Here is an 18,627-nt window from a genome sequence, read left to right as displayed (position 1 = left end):
GGGCTGGGCTGCGCGCGGGCTCGGGGCGGGCGCCCCACCGGGGGGGGCGGGGGCGGGGGGCCCTTCGGCCCGCTCGGCCCGCCTGAAGTGCGGCGGGCCGCCTGCACCATACCTTCGTCTCAGCACCGCGGCTCGCGCGGGGTGGGGTCGTAGCCGGGAAGGCCGGGGACGCCGGTGCCGGGGAAGACGGTGTTCTCGGCATCGTCGGCCGCCGGCGCCACGCCGAACCATTGCTGGGAGAGGCGCGCGATGGTGCCGTCCTTCTTCATGCACTCCAGCGCGTTCTCCAGTTGCACGCGCAGCGCCGTCGCGCCCATCGGCAGAGGCGCCGACCAATGCGCCCGCGTCTCCCGGATCACGAAGTCGGGCACGAATTGCGGCGTGCGGGTCGCGGCGTAGCGCACCACCGTGTTGCCGCCGAGATTGGCATAGGCGCGGCCGCTCACCACCGCCTGCACCGCATCCGGCTGGGTGTCGTAGGTCTGCACCGTGAAGCCGTAGCGCGCGGCGTTCTGCTGCGCCCAGGCGTCATAGGCGCTGCCCTTGTTCACGCTGATCGCCTTGCCGCGCAGGTCGTCGAGGCTGGTGATGGGCGCGGAGCCGCGACGGATGCCGAACTGGAAGGCGGTGAACAGGTAGCCCTCGGTGAACAGCATGTTCTCCGCGCGCTGCGGCGTCGCCGTGGTCGGCGCGCAGAGGAAGTCGTAGCGCCCGGCATTCATCGCCGGGATCAGGCCGGAGAAGCTGGCGCTGTCGATGGTCAACTCGCGGCCCATGCGCTTCGCCGCCTCGCGGAAAAGGTCCACGTTGAAGCCCTGCACGCCGCCCTGCAGGGTCGGGAAGGCATGCGGGGCGAAGGTGCCGTCCACGGCGCAGCGCAGCGGCGGCTGGCTGCTGGGCGTGCCCTGGGCCAACGCCGGACCGGCCAGGGCCAGAGAAAGAATCGCTGCGGTGAAGCTGCGCGGCATCGTTGTCTCCCTGTCTTCGAAGCGGGGGCACCATTCCATCCCGATGCCGGCCGCGCCACGCGCCCAGGATGGAAATTACATAGAATTCACAGTCGTCGCGCCACAATCCGGCCTTTTCCGCGTCGCTTGCCCGCCCCGCTGCACAGCTACAAGGCATCCCATCGCAGGACGCCTGTTTCATGGAACTTCCCGGAATGCCGCGTATCGCCCTCGGACTTGTCGTCGCCGGCCTGCTCTCCGTGCTCCTCACCGTGCTGCTGGTGCTGGGGGAGGCGACGCTGCCCGGCTTCGTGCCGCCCTTCGCGGCGGCCGTGCTGGCAGGGCTGGGCGGGCTGGCCCTGGTCTGCGGGCTGTGGCTGCTGGAGCCGGGGCGCGGCAAGCTCTCCGCCTGAGCCCGCGCGAACCCGCCGGCGCGGCCGCGGCGCTCAGCCCGCCTCCCTCACGAGCGCGGTGAGGCGTCCGGCGGCGGCTTCGAGGGTGGCGATCAGCGCCTCATAGGCCTCGGTGACATCGGTCAGGCGCCCGATCTCCGCCTTGGTCACCGGCGCCGGCAGGGCGGAGATCTCCTCATAGATGCCGATCCTGGCGTGGAAGCCGCGCATCAGCGCACTCCAGCTGGCATCCAGGATCGCGTCGCTGCGCTCGGCCTGCATGTCCTTGAGGATGGCCGCGGCAGCGCCGCCCGCCTCGGTCATCGCGTTGCGCAGCCGCGTCCAGGCGGCATCGAGCCGCGCATCGTGGTCGGCCTGGGTCGGAACCGGCAGGCCGCGGCTGCGATTGACGGCGAAGGCGCGGTCCAGCGCCGCCGCGCGGGCGGCCGGGTCCAGCAGGTCGGAGCGCGAATGCAGCCGTGCCGTCTCGGCCCATTCGCGCAGATAGTCCGCCAGGCTGCGCCGGACGGAACTGTTCATCAGCATCTGGAAGCGCGTCACCTCGGCATGCAGGTCCAGCAGGCGGGAGCGCAGCTGCCGCGCCTTCAGCGCGTCGTAGCCGGCCGTGCCCGTGCGGGCGGCATGCGCCAGGCCGTCCACCAGCCCGGTGATCAGCCCGCTCGTCTGGCGCACCACCGCGGCCAGCCCCTCCAGAGTCCCCAGCGCCGCCGACATCCGCCTCTCCGCGATCCGCCGCGATTATGCCGCCCGGCCGTGCTGTGCGCGAGGCGTCATGCCTTCTCGGGGTAGAGGGCGAGCAGGGCTGCCTCGCTGGCCTCGGTCCGGCCGCGCTCGGTGATCAGGCCGGTGACCAGCCGCGCCGGCGTCACGTCGAAGGCCGGGTTCGCGGCCGGGCTGCCCTCCGCCGCCACGCGGATCGTCTCGATCCGGCCATCGGCGGTGCGGCCCGTCAGGTCGGTCACCTCGGCTTCGGCGCGCTCCTCGATCGGGATCTCGGCGATGCCGTCGCGCACCCGCATGTCGAGGGTGGAATGCGGCAGCGCCACCCAGAAGGGAATGCCGTTGTCCTTCGCCGCCAGCGCCTTGAGGTAGGTGCCGATCTTGTTGGCGACATCGCCGGTGCGGGAGACGCGGTCGGCGCCGACGATGCAGATGTCCACCTCGCCATGCTGCATCAGGTGCCCGCCGGCATTGTCGGTGACGACCGCATGCGGCACGCCGTGCCTGACCAGCTCGAAGGCGGTCAGCGCCGCGCCCTGGTTGCGCGGCCGGGTCTCGTCCACCCAGACATGCACCGCGAGACCCGCATCATGCGCCTGGAAGATCGGGCTGAGCGCGGTGCCGTAATCCACCGTGGCGAGCCAGCCGGCATTGCAATGGGTGAGGATGTTCACGCGCTGGCCCGGGCCCTTGCGCACCGCGATCTCCCGCAGCAGGGGCAGGCCGTGCTCGCCGATCCTGCGGCAGGTCTCGACATCGTCCTCGCAGATCGCCGCCGCCTCGGCATAGGCGGCGGCCACGCGGTCGGCCGGCGAGAGGTTGTGCAGGGCGGCCCGCATGCGCTCCAGCGCCCAGCGCAGGTTGATCGCGGTCGGCCGGGTCTTCCCCAGCATCTCCACCACGCCGTCGAGATGCGCGGTCGAGGCATCGGCGCGCATCGCCAGCGCCACGCCATAGGCCGCGACGGCGCCGATCAGCGGCGCGCCGCGCGTCTGCATGGTGCGGATCGCATGGGCGGCCTGGTCCACCTCGGTCAGGCGCAGGATCTCGACGGCCCAGGGCAGCTTCGTCTGGTCGAAGATGCGGACGGACCAGCCATCGTCCTTGTCCACCCAGACGCTGCGGTAATGGATGCCGTCGATCTTCATGCGCGCAGAGATGCGATGCGCCGGCCCCGAAAGCAACCGGCGCCAGCGCCGGCTAGATCCGCTGATGCAGCGCGCAGACCAGGGTGAACAGGCGCCGCGCCGTCTCGAAATCCAGCTCGACCCGTCCGGCGAGGCGCTCCTTCAGCACTGTCGCGCCCTCGTTGTGCAGGCCGCGCCGGCCCATGTCGATCGCCTGGATCCGGGCTTCCGACCCGCCCTCGGCCACGGCCTTCTCGTGGCTTTCCACCACGAGGTGATAGTCCTTGATCAGCCGGCGGAACGGCCCGAGCGCCAGCACCAGCGCATGCAGCGGCCGGTCCTCCGCGTCGCGGATGTCGAGGATCAGCCGGCCATCGCGCACCATGATCTGCAGCTCGAAGGGGCCGGCGAGCCCCTTCGGCCGGAACACGTTGCCCGCCAGCAGATCCTCGACCGCCTGGCGACGGTCGGCCTCGGCATAGGGGCTCGGCAGGGGCTGCGCGTCCGGCAGGACAATTCGGACAAGGTCCCGTTCAGGCATGGGCGAAGGCTAGCGCCCCCCGGGCGGGACGCCACCATGCTCGTCGCCGGTGAAGCCCAGCCGCATCATCCAGCCCATGGTCGCGCCCTTCACCGGCCGCAGCAGCAGGATGCAGGCGATGGTGAACAGCGGCAGCCAGACCGCCATGTGGACCCACATCGCCGGCTGATAGGCCTTCTCGATCCACAGCACCGGCGGCACCAGCAGGTGGCCGGCGATGAAGATGGTGAAATAGGGCGGCGCATCGTCGGCCCGCAGACGCCCGAGCGGCGCGCCGCAATGCGAGCAGGCGGGCACGACCTTCAGATAGCCGTCGAAGACCTTGCCCTCCCCGCAGACGGGGCAGCGGTTGCGCGCGCCGCGCCACACAGCGGTCCAGAAGCTGTCGGGCGGCGAATAGGGCAGGGCGGGTGCCGAGCGGTCGGGCTCCCAGCGCATGTGGCGTTCCTTCCGGCGTTCCGCCTCGCGGGCCGGTGCCGGGATCGCCCGACGGGGAACTCCGCCAGGCCCCCGCCACCGAAGGGGCTTTGCCGTTGTGCGGTGCATCATGCGTTGGGTGGTGCCGCCGATCAAGCTTGGCGTCCGGGCCGCGGCGTCAGCCCCGCGCGAACAGCAGCCCCGCCGCCGGCCTCTGGTCCGTCACGCCGGCGCGGCGTAGCGCGTGCCAGTAGGTGACCGGGTTGGTCGCCAGCACCGGCTTGCCGAGCTCCGCCTCCGCCGCCAGCGCCACCGCGGCGAAGGGCAGGTTGGTGCCCACCTGCACCACCGCCTGCACATCCGCCCCGTCGAGCTCCCGCACCGCCTCCCGCAGCCGCGCCTCCGTGATGCGCGCGATCGCCGCCGGCCCCGGCGCGCGCAGGCCGAGCACCCGCGGCACCGTGATCCCCGCCTCCTCCAGGAAGGCCACGGCCGCGGCGTCGCCCTTGGGGAAGAAGGGCGTCAGCAGCGCGATGCGGGTGATTCCAAGCGCCGCCAGCGCCGCCAGCGTCGCATGGGTCGGCGCGGTCACGGGGCAGCCGACCCGCGCCGCGGCTTCGGCCAGCAGCGCATCGCCCGCGGCGCCGCCGCCGGCGAAGTTCTCGACCATCACGCCGATCGCGACATGATCGGGCTGCGCCGGCGCCAGCGTGTCCAGCGCATCCATCAACCCGGCCACCATCGCCGCCCGCACCACCGCCGCATCGGCATCGGACGCCACGGCGCGGTCCGGATTGGCGATCCGCGCCGTCGCGTTCACCACGCCGCGCGGGCGGAGATCGGCCATCTCGGCCTCGGTCGTGACATTGGTCGCGGGCACCACCACGCCCATCAGCAGGCGCTGGGCGAGGGTGGCGCGGGGGTTGAGCGGCGGGGCGTCCATCGGCGCAGCCTGCCAGCCCGTGCCGTGCCCGGCCAGTTCCGGCAGCGGCGGCGCTGCTCTATCCTCGGCGCCTACCCGCCGAAGGACCCGCCCATGCCCGAGCGCATCCTCGTGGTGAACCCGAATTCCAGCCGCAGCTGCACCCAGGGGATCGAGGCCGCGCTCGCCGGCTTCGCCGCCCCCGGCCTGCCGCGCTTCGAGGTCACGCAGCTGGATGACGGCCCGCCGGCCGTGATCACCTGGCGCGACTGGTTTTCCGTCGCCGAGCCGCTCTGCCGCCTGGCGGAGCGCGAGAAGGCCGCAGCCTATGTGATCGCATGCGTCTCCGACCCCGGCGTGGACGCGGTGCGCACCGTCACCCGCGCGCCGGTCTTCGGCCCGCTGCGCAGCGCCATCGCCGCCGCGATCGCGCGCGCCGACCGCTTCGGCATCATCGCCTTCGCCGACCCCTCCATCCAGCGCCAGCGCCGCGCCCTCGCCGCCATGGGCCTGGAGGCGCGGGTCGCCGGCCACATTCCGATGAACCTCCCGATGGAGGTGCTGACCGACCCCGTCGCGCCGCGCGCGGCACTCTGCGAGGTCGCGGGCCGGCTGGTCGCCCAGGGCGCCGAGGCGGTGGTGCTCGGCTGCGCCGGCATGGCCGGCCATCGCGCCGCGGTCGAGGCCGCCTGCGGCGTGCCGGTGATCGAGCCCTGCCAGGCCGCGGCGGCGCTGGCGCTGCAGGCGGTGCTGGCCGCGAGGCCCGCGCTCGCCGCGGCGGCCGAGTGAAGCGCCTCACGGCGGCGCTGCTGCTGCTGGCCGGCCCGGCCCTGGCGGTGCTGCCGGAGCCGGATGGAGACCCCGGCGTCGCCGCCGGGCGGCAGGCGATCGAGGGCGGCCGCTACGATCTCGGCCTCGACCTGCTGCGCGACGCGCTGGCCCGGCTGCCGGGCGATCCCGACATCCTGGTCTACATCGCCTTCGCCGAGCGCCGCGCCGGCCGGCCGGAGGCGGCGATGGCCGCCTACGCCCAGGCCCTCGCCGCCAATCCCAACCACCCCGGCGCGCTCGCCTATCAGGGCGCGATGTTTTTGGAACTTGGCCGCCGCGCCGAGGCGGAGGCGAATCTCGCGCGCCTCGCTGCAAGCTGCGGCGCCTGCCCGGAACGCGAGACCCTCGCGCGCGACCTCGCCCGCGCGGCGCGTTAGTTTTTCCGGGCCAGCGCCGCGATCGCCAGCGCGTGGTCCGGCCCGCAGCGGCGGCCGAGGGCGCGGGCGGCCTCGATGAATTCCGGGTCCTCTTCCAGCGGCGCGAAGGCGCTGGAGGCGCCCGGCATCGCCCAGCCCAGGGACAGCATCACGCCATCCAGCCGCAGCGGCGTGAGCCCGACTGCCCGCAGCATCCCCGTCAGCTCCTGCACCGAGACGCCGCCGGCCGGCACCGGCTGGCCCAGCCGGCGCAGCGCGCGCAGCGGCAGGCTGTCCTTGTTCGCGACCGTCAGCATCAGCCGCCCGCCGCGGGCAAGCACCCGCGCCGCCTCGGCCAGCGCCGCGGGCAGGTCCGGCAGCGCATCGGCGCTGTCGAGCATCACCGCCACGTCGAAGCTCGCTTCCGTGAAGCCGAGCCGCGCCGCATCCATCCGCACGAAGTCGCGGCCCGGGCGGGCGCCATGCCGCGCCCGCGCCCGCGCCAGCGCATCCTCGGCGATGTCCACCCCGACCAGAGAGGCCGCGCCCGTCAGCAGATCGGCGAGCCGGCCCGCGCCACAGCCGATGTCGAGCACGGAAAGCCCCTCGGCCGTGCCGAGGTGATCGGCGACGAGCCTTTCGAGCTCCTCCCGATAGGCGCGCTCGCGCGCCGATCCCGGCGCTGGCCCCCCGCCGCGCCAGGGTCGGGCGAGCGCGCCGGCGGCCGGGCCCGCGGCCGCGGCGCGGCCCTGGCCGCTGCCTGGCACCAGCGGGCCGAGTGCTGCGCGCAGCGCGCGCACATGGTCGCTCTCGCCGAGGTCCGGCAGATCGGCCGGCGGGGAGGTTGCGAAGATGACGAAGACCTCATTGCCGAAGACTGGCACCGCATCCTCCGGCAGCGCCGAGAGGAAGCGCGTCGGCACGCGGTCCAGCTCGCCCTTGTGCACCACAACCCAGTCGAAGGCGCGCGGTCGCTCGGCGCGGAGCTGCGCGAAGCGCATGGTGCGCGGGATGGCGAAGCGGAAGGGATCGGGCGCCACCAGCCGATGCGCCGGCATCAGCCGCGCGCGAAGGAAGGCGGCGGCCTCGGCCCAGGGCCGGTCGTCATGCGGGAAGGACATCGCCGGAGTCTCGCGTCGCCGGTGCGGCGGATCAAGCCGGGCAGCCGAGCCTGTCCGCCAGCTCCATGAGATTCCCCGCCACCACGTCCCAGTCCTGCTCTGCCGTCAGGTTGGTGCTCTGCGCCGGCCCATGCTCGGCCGCGCGCAGCACGAAGCCGGTGGCGAAGCCGACGCCGCGCGCCGCGGCCAGGTCGTCATTGTGCGCGGCGACCAGCATGCAGGCTTCGGGCGGCAGGCCGAGGATCTCGGCCGTGTTGAGATAGGCCTTCGGATCGCGCTTGTAGGCCCGCGCGACCTCCGCGCCGAGGATCGCATCCCAGGGCAGGCCGGCGCGCTTGGCCATGTTCAGCAGCAGCGCGATGTTGCCGTTCGACAGCGGCGCGATGATGTATTTTTTCTTGAGGCGCGTGAGGCCGGGGATCGAATCCGGCCACGGGTCCAGGCGGTGCCAGGCCTTGTTCAGGTGGTCCAGTTCCGCGTCCGGGATGCGCGCCGGATCGGCGCCGAGGTCGCGCAGCACGCCCTCCAGGTTTTCCCGGTGCAGCACGTCGAGCCGGGTGAAGGCGCGGCGCCCCTCGATCACCTCCTTCATCGCCGGCCGGTAGCGCTTGCGCCACGCATCGGCAAAGCCAAGCGCATCCGCCTCGATGCCATGCCTCGCGAGGAACGGCGCGGCATCCCGCGCAATGCCGTTGCGCCAGTCCACCACCGTGCCGAAGGTGTCGAACAGCAGCGCCCGAACCTGATCCAGTGCCATCACTCGGCCGCCTTACGTGGCGGCAGGTTGCCCGCGATCTCCGCCCATTTCCGGTCGAATTCCCAGACCTCCGGGAAGCCCATCAGCTCGCACATCCGCCCGAAGCCGTAGGAGGCATCGGCCGGCAGGTTGTTGGAATGCCCGTCCTTCTTGAGTTGCGCATAGGCGCGCTCCAGCGCCGCCGCCACGGTCAGGAAGCCGACGGCCGGGTAGATCGCGATGCGGTAGCCGTATTTGTGCAGCGTCTCGGCCGGCAGGATCGGCGTGCGGCCGCCTTCGACCATGTTGGCGAAGAGCGGCTTCTTGATCTGCCTGCCGACCTCGGCCATCTCGGCCTCGGTTTCCGGGCTTTCGACGAAGATCACATCGGCGCCGGCCTCGGCGTAGATCTTCCCGCGCCGGATCGCCTCCTCGAGCCCCAGCGAGGTGCGGGCGTCGGTGCGGGCGATGACGAGGAAGTCGGGCGACTTCCGCGTTTCCACCGCGACGCGGATCTTCAGCGCCATCTCCTCGGCCGGGATGACGCGGCGGCCCGGCGTGTGGCCGCACTTCTTCGGCATCTCCTGGTCTTCGAGCTGGATCGCCGTGACGCCCGCCGCCTCATAGCCCGCGACGGTGTGGCGCACGTTGAGCAGGCCGCCATAGCCGGTGTCGGCATCCGCGATCAGCGGCGTGCGGCAGCCGCGCGCGATGGTGCCCATCCGGCCCACCATGTCGGTGTAGGTCGCGATCCCGGCATCCGCGACGCCGAGATGCGAGGCCGTGACGCCGAAGCCGGTCGCGTAGAGGGCCCGGAAGCCCATGCCGTCCGCGACGCGGGCAGAAATCATGTCGAAGACGCCCGGCGCGAGGATGAATTCGTCGGCGTCGAGGGCCTTGCGGAGGGCGGGGTCGGCCATGGCGTGCTCCTGGTTTCTCCTTGGGCGCGCAGGGAGCATGTTGCCACGCGGAGGGCAAGGCGATGACCGGACGACGCGTGCTGATGGTGACCGGGGCGGGGAAGGGGATCGGCGCCGCCGTCGCGCGTTTGGCTGCGGAGCGCGGCCATGACCTGGTGCTGACATGGGGCAGCGACCGCGCCGCCGCGGAACGCACGGCAGAGGCCTGCAGCGCGGCCGGCGCCGCGGTGGAACTCGTCCAGGCCGACGCCGCCGACCCGCATGCCACGACCGCCGCCTTCGCCGCCTGCGACGCCCGCTTCGGCCGGCTCGACGCCTTCGTCGGCAATGCCGGCACCACCGGCCCGGCCTCCTCCTTCCTCGACTCGACCGACGCCACCTGGCGCCGCGTCTTCGAGGTGAACGTGCTCGGCCTCGCCTCCGCCTGTCGCCAGGCGGCACGGCGCATGGCGACCTCGCGCGGCGGCACGGGGGGCGGCATCGTCATCGTCGGCTCCCGCGCGCCCGCCTTCGGCTCGCCCTTCGAATTCGTCCACTACGCGGCCTCCAAGGGCGCAGTGGACCCAATGGTGCGGGGGCTCGCGAAGGAGCTGGTGGGCGAGGGGATCCGCGTGAACGCCGTCGCGCCGGGCATGATCGACACGGCCATCCACGCCTCGGCCGGCGTGCCGGAGCGGGTGGCCCGCATCGTGCCCACCGTGCCGATGCAGCGCCTCGGCACGCCGGAAGAGGTGGCGGAGGCGGTGCTGTGGCTGCTCTCCGACGCCGCCTCCTACATCACCGGCGCGGTGCTGGACGTCTCCGGCGGCCGTTAACCACTTGTCCAGGAACGTCCCGCGTTCCGACCGGAAGACCGGTTCAACTTGGCAAGCCGTCCCGGCCGATTGTATCTCGGCCTGATGGAAACGGCCCGTCGTCCCCTGTTCGCCGCCGCGCTCGGCCTCGTCGCCGGCCCCCTCGCAACCCGGCCCGCCGCGGCCGCCACCCTCGCCGCCGACCGCGCCGCCCAGCTGCGCCTGGCCGAGCGGCTGCGGGCGCTGGAGGAGGACGGGCTCGACCCCCGGCACTACGCGATCCCCGACCCGGCCATGGCCGGTTTCGACCCGGCCGGCTGGCAATCCGCGCTGCATCGCTCGGCCACGCTGGCGCTGCAGGACCTGCTGACCGGGCGGGTGCGCGACCTGCGCGGCCGCCCCGACCTGCTGCGCGACGCCGCCGGCGCGGGGGTGGAGACCTGGCAGGCGGAGATGGCCGCCGCCGCAGAGCCCGCCGCCGTGATCTCCCGCGCCGCCCTGCGCCCGCCGGAGGCGGCGGTGCTCAAGGCGGCCCTCGCCGAGGCGCAGGCAATCGCCCGTCGCGGCTGGGAGCAGGTGCCGGGACTCGCCACGATCGAGCCCGGGACGGTGGACCCGGTGCGCGTGCCGGCGCTGCGCGCGCGGCTCGCGGCGGAGGACCCGGTGCTGGCCGCCGCGCCCGATGGCGGCGCCGTCTATGACGCGGCGCTCGAGGAAGCGGTGCGCCGCTGGCAGGCGGCCAACGGTCTGGAGGTGGATGGCCGCGTCGGGCGCATCTCGCTCGGCCTGCTCAACCAGCCGCCGGAGGCGCGGGTGGACCAGCTCCGCGTCGCGCTCGACATGCGCCGCGCCGCCGCGCCGATGCCGGCGGAGCGCCGCATCGAGGTGAACGTGCCGGACTACCACCTCTCCGTGCTCGAGGACGGGCGCGAGATCCTCGGCATGGCGGTGATCGTCGGCAGCCGCGCCCGGCAGACGCCGATGCTGCGCGTGCGCATGACGGCGGTGCAGTTCAACCCGCCCTGGGGCGTGCCGGAGCGCAACGCGCGGGAGGACCTGCTGCCGCGCTTCCGCCGCGACCCGCAGGCGATGATGGAGCGCGGCTTCCGCCTGTTCCAGGTGATCGGCGGCGAGCGGGTCGAGGTGGACCCCCGCGAGGTGGACTGGTCCCAGATGAACCGGAACAACTTCCCCTATTTCGTCCGCCAGGATGCCGGCGACGCCAATGCGCTCGGCCGCATCAAGTTCATCATGCCGAATGGCGACGACATCTTCATGCACGACACGCCGGACCGGCACCTGTTCCGCCGCCCCGACCGCGCCTTCTCCTCCGGCTGCATCCGGCTGGAGCGGCCGATGGAGTTCCTCTCCGTCGTGCTGCAGGGCACGCCGGGCTGGGACGTGGCGCGCGGCGAGCGCGCCATTGCGAGCCGGGCGACCAGCGTCGTCACGCTGCGCAACAGCCTGCCGGTGCTGCTGCGCTACCGGACGGTGATGGTGGAGGACGGCCGCGTGCGCATCCGGCCCGATGTCTATGGGCTCGACGCGGCCTATGCGCGGGCGCTGGATGCGGCGCCGCGCGCCCAGGTGGCGCGGCTCTGATGGCCGGTCTCTTCGCGCATGGCGCGCTCTGCCCCTGCTGCGGCGCGGAGCAGGTGCTGCCGCGGCGCGGCTTCCTCGCCGCCGCGGTCGGGCTCGCCGCCACGATGGCCGTGCCACCGGCCCTGGCCCAGGCCTCCACGCGGTCGCTGCGCGTGCGGCGCAACTTCACCAATGACAGCTTCGAGGGCGTCTATTGGCGCGACGGCCATTACGACCGCGAGGCGCTGCGCCGGCTGGACTTCGTGTTCCGCGACCTCTCGGCCGCCGAGACCACGCCGATGGACCCGCGGCTGTTCGACGTGATGGCGGCAGTGGCGCAGGCGGTGAACAGCGACGAGGCCTTCGAGGTGATCAGCGGCTACCGCACGCCGGAGACCAATGCGCGCAATGCCGGACGGAGCCGGCGCGTCTCCACCGTGTCGCTGCACATGTCCGGCATGGCCGCGGATTGCCGCCTGCCGGGCCGGCAAAGCCTGCAGGTGGCGCGCCGCGCCGCCGACCTGGAGCTCGGCGGCGTCGGCCTCTATCGCCGCGACGGCTTCTTCCACCTCGATTGCGGGCCGGTGCGGCGCTGGTAATTCTTGTTCGTAGCCGGTCCGCTTGAAGCCCTCTCGCCCCTCAAGGGGGGAGAGGGTTGGGTGAGGGGGGCGTGTAGATGGCGCGTGCCGCTCGCCCGCGGCACTACCCCCTGCTGAACGCCCGCCAGGCCAGCAAGGCCCCGACCGCCGCCAGCATCGCGCCCGCAACCCCCGTCCAGGCCAGCCCCGCCGCGGCGATCACCGCCCCGCCATAGGCCGCGCCCACGCCCTGGCCGCCGAGCGCCACCGCGCCGCTCAGCGCCAGGGCGACGGCGCGATCCTCCGGCGCGAGGCCGATCAGCCGCGTCTGGTTGATCGGCGCCAGCGCGAAGAGCGCGGTGGAGCCGGCGAACACGCAGGCGGCGAGCGGGATCGCGTGCCAGAAGGCCGGCTCGAAGCCGAGCAGCGCGGAATAGCCCAGCAGCGCCGAGGCCAGCAGCAGCATCAGCGCCGTCGGCACCACCGGCCCGCCGGTCGCCGCGGCGCGGCCGCCGATCACGATGCCGGCGATGCTGCCGATGCCGACGAAGGCCTGGATCGCGCCGATCCCCGCGCCGCTGATGCCCGTGGTCGCGGTGACGATCGGGCCGAGATAGGCGGCGATGCAGAACAGCCCCGCGAAGGAGAGCAGGCTGGTGCCCAGCACCAGCAGGATCTCCTGCCGCATCACGCGCCGCACCGATCCCCGGCCGCCGCGGTCCGTGGAGGGCAGGGGCGGCAGGCCGAGCTGCACGGCAACGGCGGCAGCCAGCGCGATGGCGCCGCCGAAGACGAAGCAGGCGCGCCACCCGAACCACCCGCCGATCGCGGTGCCGAGCGGGATGCCGAAGGAGAAGGCGACGGTCAGGCCCGACAGCACCAGCGCCATCGCCTTCGCCCGCTGCTGCGGCGGGGCGATCATGGAGGCCGCGACGCCCGGCAGCACCAGCGTCACCGCCGCGCCGGCGGCGACGCGCAGCAGCAGGGCGCTGGTGAAGTCCGGCGCGAAGGCGGTGGCCAGATTCAGCAGCCCGACCAGCACCAGCCCGATCACGAGCAGCAGGCGCCGGTCCACCCGCGCCGTCAGCGCCGCGGCGGGCGCCCCGGCCAGCGCATAGGTGACGGCATAGGCCGCCGCGAGTTGCCCCGCTGTGGCCAGCGACACGCCGAGATCGGCGGCCAGCGGCGCGAGCATCCCGGTGAAGGCATAGGCGCCGGTCGCCGAGGCGAATTGCGCGCCGGCGAGCAGCCAGATGCGACGGTCCATGCGCCCCGATATGCCGCCGCGGCGGCCGCTGTCAGCATTCGCGGCGCGCGGGGCTGCCCAGCCTCCAGGGATCGGCGAAGAGCAGGCCCGCCTGGCGGAAGGCCGCGCCGAGATGGATCGCGGCCGCCATCGCGTCATAGCCGGGCCGGCCAGGCATGCGGTTCAGCAGGCAGGCGAAGGCTTCCCGCCGCGGCCCGCGCTGGGCGAGGGCGGCAAACAGCAGCAGCGGCGGCTCCGCACCGACCAGGCGCGGGCAGAGCGGGCAGCCGAGGGTGAGGGGACGCGCGCCCGCGAGGCTGCGCAGCAGCCCGTCCAGCGCCGGCGCCGCGCCTTCGGCGGACTCGGTGGCGAGGAGGCGGCGCATGGCCGGGATGGTGGCGATGCCGTGGTTGCAGGCGGCCGCCCAGGCGCGCGCGGCATCCAGCAGCAGCCGCTCCGCCGGCGGCAGGTCCTCGGGGTCGGTCGTGGTGTAGGGCCAGGCGGGCAGGCCGCGTGTCGCCATGGAACGGAGGTCTCCCTGTGCGTCGGATCGGGAGATTAATGCAATTGCGACTGAGTCTCAAATAGGGATCTCACCGGAAGTCGCGGGAGGGCGGCATCGCCTCGCTGCCCCGCTTCGCGGCCCGCACCGCGGGATCGCGGGGGTCGTGCAGGTTGGGGCTGCGGACCTCGTCGGCATTGGCCAGCACGCGGCCCCAGGTCGCGGCCGGATCCTCCAGCCGGTGCAGCCCGTCGAGCAGGCCGGACCAGTCGTGCAGCTTGCGCACGACCAAGTGGATGATCGGCACCTCGGCCTGCTCCATCCGCTCGACGCGGCCCTCGGCCAGCACCAGGCGCGCGCCGATCACCGCGGCGCGGTCCCGCTGCACGATGTCGGGGTAGAGCACCAGGTTGCCGGTGCCGAACTCGTCCTCGACGGTGAAGAACACCACGCCCTTGGCGCTGCCCGGTCGCTGGCGCACCAGCACGAGGCCGGCGAGGCGCAGCCAGCGCCCCTGCCGCGCCGCGTTCAGCGCGCGCGTATCCACCGCGCCGCGCTCGCGCAGCACCGGGCGCAGCAGCGCCAGCGGATGGCGCCGCAGCGACAGGCCGGTGGCGGCGTAGTCCAGCACGGTCTGCTCGCCGGCGGTCTCGGCGGGGAGGGTGGGCTGTTCCGCATCGTGCGCCTCGGAGAGCGGCAGCGCGGCCTCCACGCCCGCGGCCTCCCACAGCGCATGGCGGCGGCCCTGCGTCAGGCTGCGCAGCGCATCGGCGCGCGCCAGCGCATCCATCGCGCCGTGATCGAGCCGCGCGCGGCGCGCGAGGTCGGCGACGTCGCGGAACGGCGCGGCGGCGCGGGCTGCGGTGATCGCCTCGGCGTCCTCCTTCTTCAGGCCGGCGATGAGGCGGAGGCCGAGGCGGAGGGCGGGGGTTCCGTCTTCCCCCACCTCCAACGCGCAATCCCAATCGGAAACCGTCACATCCGCCGCGCGCACCTCCACGCCATGCTCCTTCGCGTCGCGCACGATCTGCGCCGGCGCGTAGAAACCCATGGGCTGGCTGTTCAGCAGCGCGGCGGCGAAGGCCGCCGGGTGATGCCGCTTGATCCAGGCGGAGACGTAGACCAGCGAGGCAAAACTCGCGGCGTGGCTTTCCGGGAAGCCATAGGTGCCGAAGCCTTCGAGCTGGCGGAAGCAGCGTTCGGCGAAGTCCGCGTCGTAGCCATTCGCCGCCATGCCCGCCAGGAACTCTTCCCTGAATTTCCAGATCTCGCCGGTGTTGCGGAAGGTGGCCATGGCGCGGCGCAACTCGTCGGCGCGGGAGGGCGAGAAGCCGGCGCCGACGATCGCGATCTTCATCGCCTGCTCCTGGAACAGCGGCACGCCGAGCGTTTTTTTCAGGACACCCTCAAGGCCGTGCGGGATCTCCACCGGCTCCTCGCCGTTCCGGCGGCGGAGATAGGGATGCACCATGTCGCCCTGGATCGGCCCGGGGCGCACGATCGCGACCTCGATCACCAGGTCGTAGAATTCCTTCGGGCGCAACCGCGGCAGCATGTTCATCTGCGCGCGGCTTTCCACCTGGAAGACGCCGATGGAATCGCCCCGTCGCAGCATCTTGTACGTCTCAGGATCGTCCTGCGGCACGCTTTGCAGCGTGAGCCGCTCGCCGGTGAGGCCCTCGATCAGGTGGAAGGCGCGACGGATGCAGGTGAGCATGCCGAGCCCCAGGACATCCACCTTCAGGATGCGCAGCGCCTCGATGTCGTCCTTGTCCCATTCGATGGTGGTGCGGTCCTCCATCGCCGCCTTCACCACCACGGTATGCTCCGTCAGCGGTCCCTTGGTGATGACGAAGCCGCCGACATGCGTCGCGAGATGGCGCGGGAAATCCTGGATTTCCTCGGCGATCTCCATCGCGTGACGGATGCGCGGGTCGGCGTCGGGGCGCAGGCCGTTGTCGGCCGCGAGATCCTCCAGCGATTTCTCGCCGGCACCCCAGACGGATTTCGCGATGCGCGCGGTCACATCCTCCGTCAGGCCCATCGCCTTGCCGACCTCGCGGATCGCGCTGCGCTCGCGGTAGCGGATCAGCGTGGCCGTGATTGCCGCGCGCTCGCGGCCGTAGCTGCGGTAGATGTGCTGGATCACCTCCTCCCGCCGCTCATGCTCGAAATCCACGTCGATGTCGGGCGGCTCGTCGCGGGCGGCGGAGATGAAGCGCTCGAACAGCATGTCGTGCTTGTCCGGCGCGACGGCGGTGATGCCGAGCACGTAGCACACCGCCGAATTCGCCGCCGAGCCGCGCCCCTGGCACAGGATCTTCTGCGACTGCGCGAAGCGCACGATCTCGTGCACCGTCAGGAAATAGGGCGCGTAGTCCATCTGCGCGATCAGCGAGAGCTCGTGCCGGATCTGCCGCTGCACCTTCTCCGGAACGCCTTCCGGCCATTTCGCGCGGCACGCCTCCGCCACGCGCGCCTGCAGCGTCTCCTGCGCGGTGCGGCCGGGATCGAGAATTTCCTCGGGGTATTCATAGGACAGGTCGCGCAGCGAGAAGCGGCAGGTCCGTCGCACGCGTGCCGTCGCGACGATCGCCTCCGGGAAGCGCGCCAGGCGGCGCGCGACCTCCGCGGGCGCCAGCAGATGCGCTTCCGCATTCGCTTCGGCCGCATAGCCCAGCGTCTCCACCGTGCGGCCGAGGCGGATGGCGGTGAGCACATCCGCCACGCGCCGGCGCGACGGCACGTGGTAGCGCACGCCGCCGGCGGCGATCAGCGGCAGGCCGATGACCGCCAGCGCATCCAGCCGCGCCTGGTCGTCGCCGCGACAGCGATGATCCACCGTGCAGAACAGCGGCAGCGCGGTTCGTCCGTTCAATGCGCGTGCATCGGCGCGCAGGCTTCGGGCGAAATCCGGCGTGACCTGCGCGGGCGGGATGCGCGCCATCACGCTGCCTTCGGCGTGGTCGAGCAGCATCGCGCGGGTGAGGCGCGTGTCGCCCTTCTCGCCTTCCATCCGCGCCGCCGAGAGCATGCGGCAGAGCCTTCCCCAGGCGGTGCGATCCGCCGGCCAGGCGAGATATTCGGCGCCGTCGTCCAGGCAGAGGCGGATGCCCGCGACGAAGTGGATTCCCACCTGCTCCGCCGCGACCATCCCGCGCACCAGCCCGGCGACGGAATTGCGGTCGGCGATGCCGAAGGCGGGCATGCCGAGCGCCTTGGCGGCGACCGCGAGTTCGCGCGGGTGGGAGGCGCCTTCGAGGAAGGTGAAGTTCGAGAGGGCGCCGAGTTCGGCGAAGGGTTCGTCCGTCATGGGGGCACGACCGGCCTCACAGCCGCCCCTGCACGAACCACCGCGCCTCCGCCCCGAAGCCCGAGCGACAGACCCAGAGCCGCACGCCGGAAGCCAGTTCCACGCGATAATAGTCCCGCCCCGGCCGGTCCGGCCGGGTGCGCCACCATTCGGGCTCGATCCGCTCCGGCCCCTCCGCCGCGCGGACCCGGTGGCCGACCTTGCCGATGCGCAGTAGGGAAGGTGGCGCATCCGGCAGCAGCGCCATCGCGCCGACCTCGAGCGGCCGGCGCAGCAGCCGCACGGGCCGCACCGACCGTGGCCAGCCCTGCGGCACCAGCACGTCCGCGGTGGGAGGCACGCGCACCACTTCGCGCTCCGGCCAGTGGCTTTCCGCCGGCGCCAGGCGCCAGACCTGCACGCGCTGGGCCAGGCGGTCGAACAGGCGGGCGAGGTCCTCCGTCTCTTGCGCGCCGCGCACGAAGCCGCCCTGCAAGCCGGTCATCGCCTCCGTCGCCTCGGCGCCGAGGGCGATGCGATCGAAGCCGAAGCCGGGTTCCAGCCTCTCCAGCTTCTGCTCGAACAGGCGGCCGAGATGCGCGGGATCGCGCGCGGCGAGGCCGGTGCCGACCGCGACCTCCTGCACCGCCCCATCCACCCGGTGCGCCCGCAGCACCACGCGCCGCGCGCCGCGCCCGGCTTCCTCCAGCCTGCGGCACAGCGCGCGCAGCAGCGCTGCGACGGCGATGTCGATGGCCTCCCGCGTGATCAGCGGTTCCAGGAACTCGCGGGCCGCGGAAAAGTCGGGCGGCGGGCGGATGGGGGAGATCGGGGCCGAGACCTCGCCGGCCGCTTCCTCCAGCGCGCGCAGCGTCGCCGCGCCGAAGCGGCGGGCGAGGGGGCCGCGCGGCTGGCGCCGCACCTCGCCGATGCGGCGCAACCCCATGCGGAAGAGAGTTGTCACGACCTCCGGCGCGATGGGCAGGACCGACAAGGGCAGGTCCTCGACCGCCGCGGCCTCCTCGCCCGGCGGGACGATCCCGGCACCGCCCGATCGCGCCAAAGCGAGCGCCGTGCCGGGGGCGCCGGCGATCACGCCGCAGGCGGTGAAGCCAAGCCGCGCCAGGCCTTCCACCGCGCGACGCAGCAGCGCGTCCTCCCCGCCGAAAAGATGGGTGGCGCCGGTGATGTCGAGGAGGAGGGCAGGGAGGCTCGGCCCCCACCCCGACCCTACCCCGCATGCGGGGTAGGGAGAGACGAGGGGCGTGAAGCGCAGCGCCCAGAGCGCCAGGCGCTGCAGCAGCGCGGCCTCCGCAGCCGCATCCTCCTCCACCGCCTGCGCCTCCGGCGCGATCGCCTGCGCGTCCGACAGCGCCTGCCCGACACGCACCCCCTCGACACCGCCGACCGCCACCACCTCCCGGCGCCCACCCACGCCACGCCAGATCAGCACCGGCCCGCCCGGCCCCAGCCGCTCCACGGCCAGCCGCGGCAGGGCGAGGGCGAGATGACGGCGTGTTGCGAGGGTGGTTTGGGGGGGGGGGGGGGGGGCCCCCGCCCCCCCCCCCCGCCCCCCCCCCCCC

The 18,627-nt window shown here is 73.2% G+C and carries 19 protein-coding genes; 6 read left to right on the top strand and 13 right to left on the bottom strand.

Annotated elements, in window-relative coordinates:
• Positions 1–119 precede the first annotated feature (119 nt).
• Positions 120–968 (bottom strand): transporter substrate-binding domain-containing protein, encoded by an 849-nt coding sequence (locus tag AC1MIR_RS13880; protein ID WP_480028787.1) that lies wholly within the window; start codon positions 966–968, stop codon positions 120–122.
• A gap of 194 nt (positions 969–1,162) precedes the next feature.
• Here AC1MIR_RS13880 and AC1MIR_RS13875 point away from each other — a divergent pair, with 194 nt between their 5' ends.
• Complete coding sequence (locus AC1MIR_RS13875) at positions 1,163–1,360, top strand: hypothetical protein (protein WP_480028786.1); 198 nt, start codon at positions 1,163–1,165, stop codon at positions 1,358–1,360.
• A gap of 33 nt (positions 1,361–1,393) precedes the next feature.
• Here AC1MIR_RS13875 and AC1MIR_RS13870 read toward each other — a convergent pair whose 3' ends face one another.
• From AC1MIR_RS13870 to AC1MIR_RS13850, 5 genes are all read right to left on the bottom strand, one after another.
• Positions 1,394–2,074 (bottom strand): hypothetical protein, encoded by a 681-nt coding sequence (locus AC1MIR_RS13870; RefSeq protein WP_480028785.1) that lies wholly within the window; start codon positions 2,072–2,074, stop codon positions 1,394–1,396.
• Between the two features lie 56 nt (positions 2,075–2,130).
• The gene (gene mtnA, locus AC1MIR_RS13865) at positions 2,131–3,228 is read right to left on the bottom strand and encodes an S-methyl-5-thioribose-1-phosphate isomerase (RefSeq protein WP_480028784.1); all 1,098 of its coding nucleotides are present in this window, start codon (positions 3,226–3,228) and stop codon (positions 2,131–2,133) included.
• A gap of 52 nt (positions 3,229–3,280) precedes the next feature.
• The gene (locus AC1MIR_RS13860) at positions 3,281–3,748 is read right to left on the bottom strand and encodes a UPF0262 family protein (protein WP_480028783.1); all 468 of its coding nucleotides are present in this window, start codon (positions 3,746–3,748) and stop codon (positions 3,281–3,283) included.
• Positions 3,749–3,757: 9 nt separating this feature from the next.
• On the bottom strand, positions 3,758–4,186 hold the full coding sequence (locus tag AC1MIR_RS13855) for a DUF983 domain-containing protein (protein WP_480028782.1): 429 nt from the start codon (positions 4,184–4,186) through the stop codon (positions 3,758–3,760).
• Between the two features lie 157 nt (positions 4,187–4,343).
• Entirely contained in the window at positions 4,344–5,108 is a 765-nt protein-coding gene (locus AC1MIR_RS13850; protein WP_480028781.1) for a maleate cis-trans isomerase family protein, read from the bottom strand.
• A 93-nt stretch (positions 5,109–5,201) separates the two neighbouring features.
• Between AC1MIR_RS13850 and AC1MIR_RS13845 the strand changes: the two genes are divergently transcribed.
• Together AC1MIR_RS13845 and AC1MIR_RS13840 are read left to right on the top strand one after the other, a co-directional pair.
• Positions 5,202–5,876, top strand: coding sequence for an aspartate/glutamate racemase family protein (locus tag AC1MIR_RS13845; RefSeq protein ID WP_480028780.1), 675 nt, complete (start codon positions 5,202–5,204; stop codon positions 5,874–5,876).
• A complete protein-coding gene (locus AC1MIR_RS13840) occupies positions 5,873–6,295 on the top strand; it encodes a tetratricopeptide repeat protein (RefSeq protein WP_480028779.1) in 423 nt (140 codons plus the stop codon). The genes AC1MIR_RS13845 and AC1MIR_RS13840 overlap by 4 nt, the downstream gene beginning before the upstream one ends.
• Here the strand turns inward: AC1MIR_RS13840 and AC1MIR_RS13835 are convergent.
• Genes AC1MIR_RS13835 through AC1MIR_RS13825 form a run of 3 tightly spaced genes read right to left on the bottom strand, consistent with a single transcriptional unit; the run spans position 6,292 to position 9,051 of the window.
• Positions 6,292–7,395 (bottom strand): class I SAM-dependent methyltransferase, encoded by a 1,104-nt coding sequence (locus AC1MIR_RS13835; protein ID WP_480028778.1) that lies wholly within the window; start codon positions 7,393–7,395, stop codon positions 6,292–6,294. The two genes, AC1MIR_RS13840 and AC1MIR_RS13835, sit on opposite strands and share 4 nt — an antisense overlap.
• A gap of 31 nt (positions 7,396–7,426) precedes the next feature.
• Complete coding sequence (locus AC1MIR_RS13830) at positions 7,427–8,152, bottom strand: haloacid dehalogenase type II (protein WP_480028777.1); 726 nt, start codon at positions 8,150–8,152, stop codon at positions 7,427–7,429.
• Positions 8,152–9,051 (bottom strand): isocitrate lyase/PEP mutase family protein, encoded by a 900-nt coding sequence (locus AC1MIR_RS13825; RefSeq protein WP_480028776.1) that lies wholly within the window; start codon positions 9,049–9,051, stop codon positions 8,152–8,154. The genes AC1MIR_RS13830 and AC1MIR_RS13825 overlap by 1 nt, the downstream gene beginning before the upstream one ends.
• A 62-nt stretch (positions 9,052–9,113) precedes the next feature.
• Between AC1MIR_RS13825 and AC1MIR_RS13820 the strand changes: the two genes are divergently transcribed.
• From AC1MIR_RS13820 to AC1MIR_RS13810, 3 genes are read left to right on the top strand one after another with little or no spacing between them, the layout of a single operon-like run.
• On the top strand, positions 9,114–9,866 hold the full coding sequence (locus AC1MIR_RS13820; RefSeq protein ID WP_480028775.1) for an SDR family oxidoreductase: 753 nt from the start codon (positions 9,114–9,116) through the stop codon (positions 9,864–9,866).
• Positions 9,867–9,914: 48 nt separating this feature from the next.
• Positions 9,915–11,447: a L,D-transpeptidase family protein gene (locus AC1MIR_RS13815; protein WP_480028774.1), complete on the top strand. Its 1,533-nt coding sequence runs from the start codon at positions 9,915–9,917 to the stop codon at positions 11,445–11,447.
• Positions 11,447–12,025 (top strand): peptidoglycan L,D-endopeptidase MepK, encoded by a 579-nt coding sequence (locus AC1MIR_RS13810; RefSeq protein WP_480028773.1) that lies wholly within the window; start codon positions 11,447–11,449, stop codon positions 12,023–12,025. The genes AC1MIR_RS13815 and AC1MIR_RS13810 overlap by 1 nt, the downstream gene beginning before the upstream one ends.
• Before the next feature lie 103 nt (positions 12,026–12,128).
• Here AC1MIR_RS13810 and AC1MIR_RS13805 read toward each other — a convergent pair whose 3' ends face one another.
• The 4 genes from AC1MIR_RS13805 to AC1MIR_RS13790 all read right to left on the bottom strand — a co-directional run.
• Entirely contained in the window at positions 12,129–13,271 is a 1,143-nt protein-coding gene (locus AC1MIR_RS13805; RefSeq protein ID WP_480028772.1) for an MFS transporter, read from the bottom strand.
• Between the two features lie 31 nt (positions 13,272–13,302).
• Positions 13,303–13,773 (bottom strand): hypothetical protein, encoded by a 471-nt coding sequence (locus AC1MIR_RS13800; protein ID WP_480028771.1) that lies wholly within the window; start codon positions 13,771–13,773, stop codon positions 13,303–13,305.
• Between the two features lie 70 nt (positions 13,774–13,843).
• Positions 13,844–17,065 (bottom strand): error-prone DNA polymerase, encoded by a 3,222-nt coding sequence (locus AC1MIR_RS13795; RefSeq protein WP_480028770.1) that lies wholly within the window; start codon positions 17,063–17,065, stop codon positions 13,844–13,846.
• A 16-nt stretch (positions 17,066–17,081) separates the two neighbouring features.
• Positions 17,082–18,627 (bottom strand): Y-family DNA polymerase (locus AC1MIR_RS13790; protein WP_480028769.1); only part of this gene is annotated, 1,546 nt, incomplete at its 5' end.

Source organism: Falsiroseomonas sp. RANM36, assembly GCF_056682175.1.
The sequence above is the reverse complement of the archived record's forward strand: the minus strand, read 5'-3'. Positions and strand labels throughout refer to the sequence as shown.

Coding starts and splice junctions, on each gene's coding strand:
- AC1MIR_RS13880 (WP_480028787.1), bottom strand. CDS start 968: ATGCCGCGCAGCTTCACCGCAGCGATTCTTTCTCTGGCCCTGGCCGGT.
- AC1MIR_RS13875 (WP_480028786.1), top strand. CDS start 1,163: ATGCCGCGTATCGCCCTCGGACTTGTCGTCGCCGGCCTGCTCTCCGTG.
- AC1MIR_RS13870 (WP_480028785.1), bottom strand. CDS start 2,074: ATGTCGGCGGCGCTGGGGACTCTGGAGGGGCTGGCCGCGGTGGTGCGC.
- mtnA (WP_480028784.1), bottom strand. CDS start 3,228: ATGAAGATCGACGGCATCCATTACCGCAGCGTCTGGGTGGACAAGGAC.
- AC1MIR_RS13860 (WP_480028783.1), bottom strand. CDS start 3,748: ATGCCTGAACGGGACCTTGTCCGAATTGTCCTGCCGGACGCGCAGCCC.
- AC1MIR_RS13855 (WP_480028782.1), bottom strand. CDS start 4,186: ATGCGCTGGGAGCCCGACCGCTCGGCACCCGCCCTGCCCTATTCGCCG.
- AC1MIR_RS13850 (WP_480028781.1), bottom strand. CDS start 5,108: ATGGACGCCCCGCCGCTCAACCCCCGCGCCACCCTCGCCCAGCGCCTG.
- AC1MIR_RS13845 (WP_480028780.1), top strand. CDS start 5,202: ATGCCCGAGCGCATCCTCGTGGTGAACCCGAATTCCAGCCGCAGCTGC.
- AC1MIR_RS13835 (WP_480028778.1), bottom strand. CDS start 7,395: ATGTCCTTCCCGCATGACGACCGGCCCTGGGCCGAGGCCGCCGCCTTC.
- AC1MIR_RS13830 (WP_480028777.1), bottom strand. CDS start 8,152: ATGGCACTGGATCAGGTTCGGGCGCTGCTGTTCGACACCTTCGGCACG.
- AC1MIR_RS13825 (WP_480028776.1), bottom strand. CDS start 9,051: ATGGCCGACCCCGCCCTCCGCAAGGCCCTCGACGCCGACGAATTCATC.
- AC1MIR_RS13820 (WP_480028775.1), top strand. CDS start 9,114: ATGACCGGACGACGCGTGCTGATGGTGACCGGGGCGGGGAAGGGGATC.
- AC1MIR_RS13810 (WP_480028773.1), top strand. CDS start 11,447: ATGGCCGGTCTCTTCGCGCATGGCGCGCTCTGCCCCTGCTGCGGCGCG.
- AC1MIR_RS13805 (WP_480028772.1), bottom strand. CDS start 13,271: ATGGACCGTCGCATCTGGCTGCTCGCCGGCGCGCAATTCGCCTCGGCG.
- AC1MIR_RS13800 (WP_480028771.1), bottom strand. CDS start 13,773: ATGGCGACACGCGGCCTGCCCGCCTGGCCCTACACCACGACCGACCCC.
- AC1MIR_RS13795 (WP_480028770.1), bottom strand. CDS start 17,065: ATGACGGACGAACCCTTCGCCGAACTCGGCGCCCTCTCGAACTTCACC.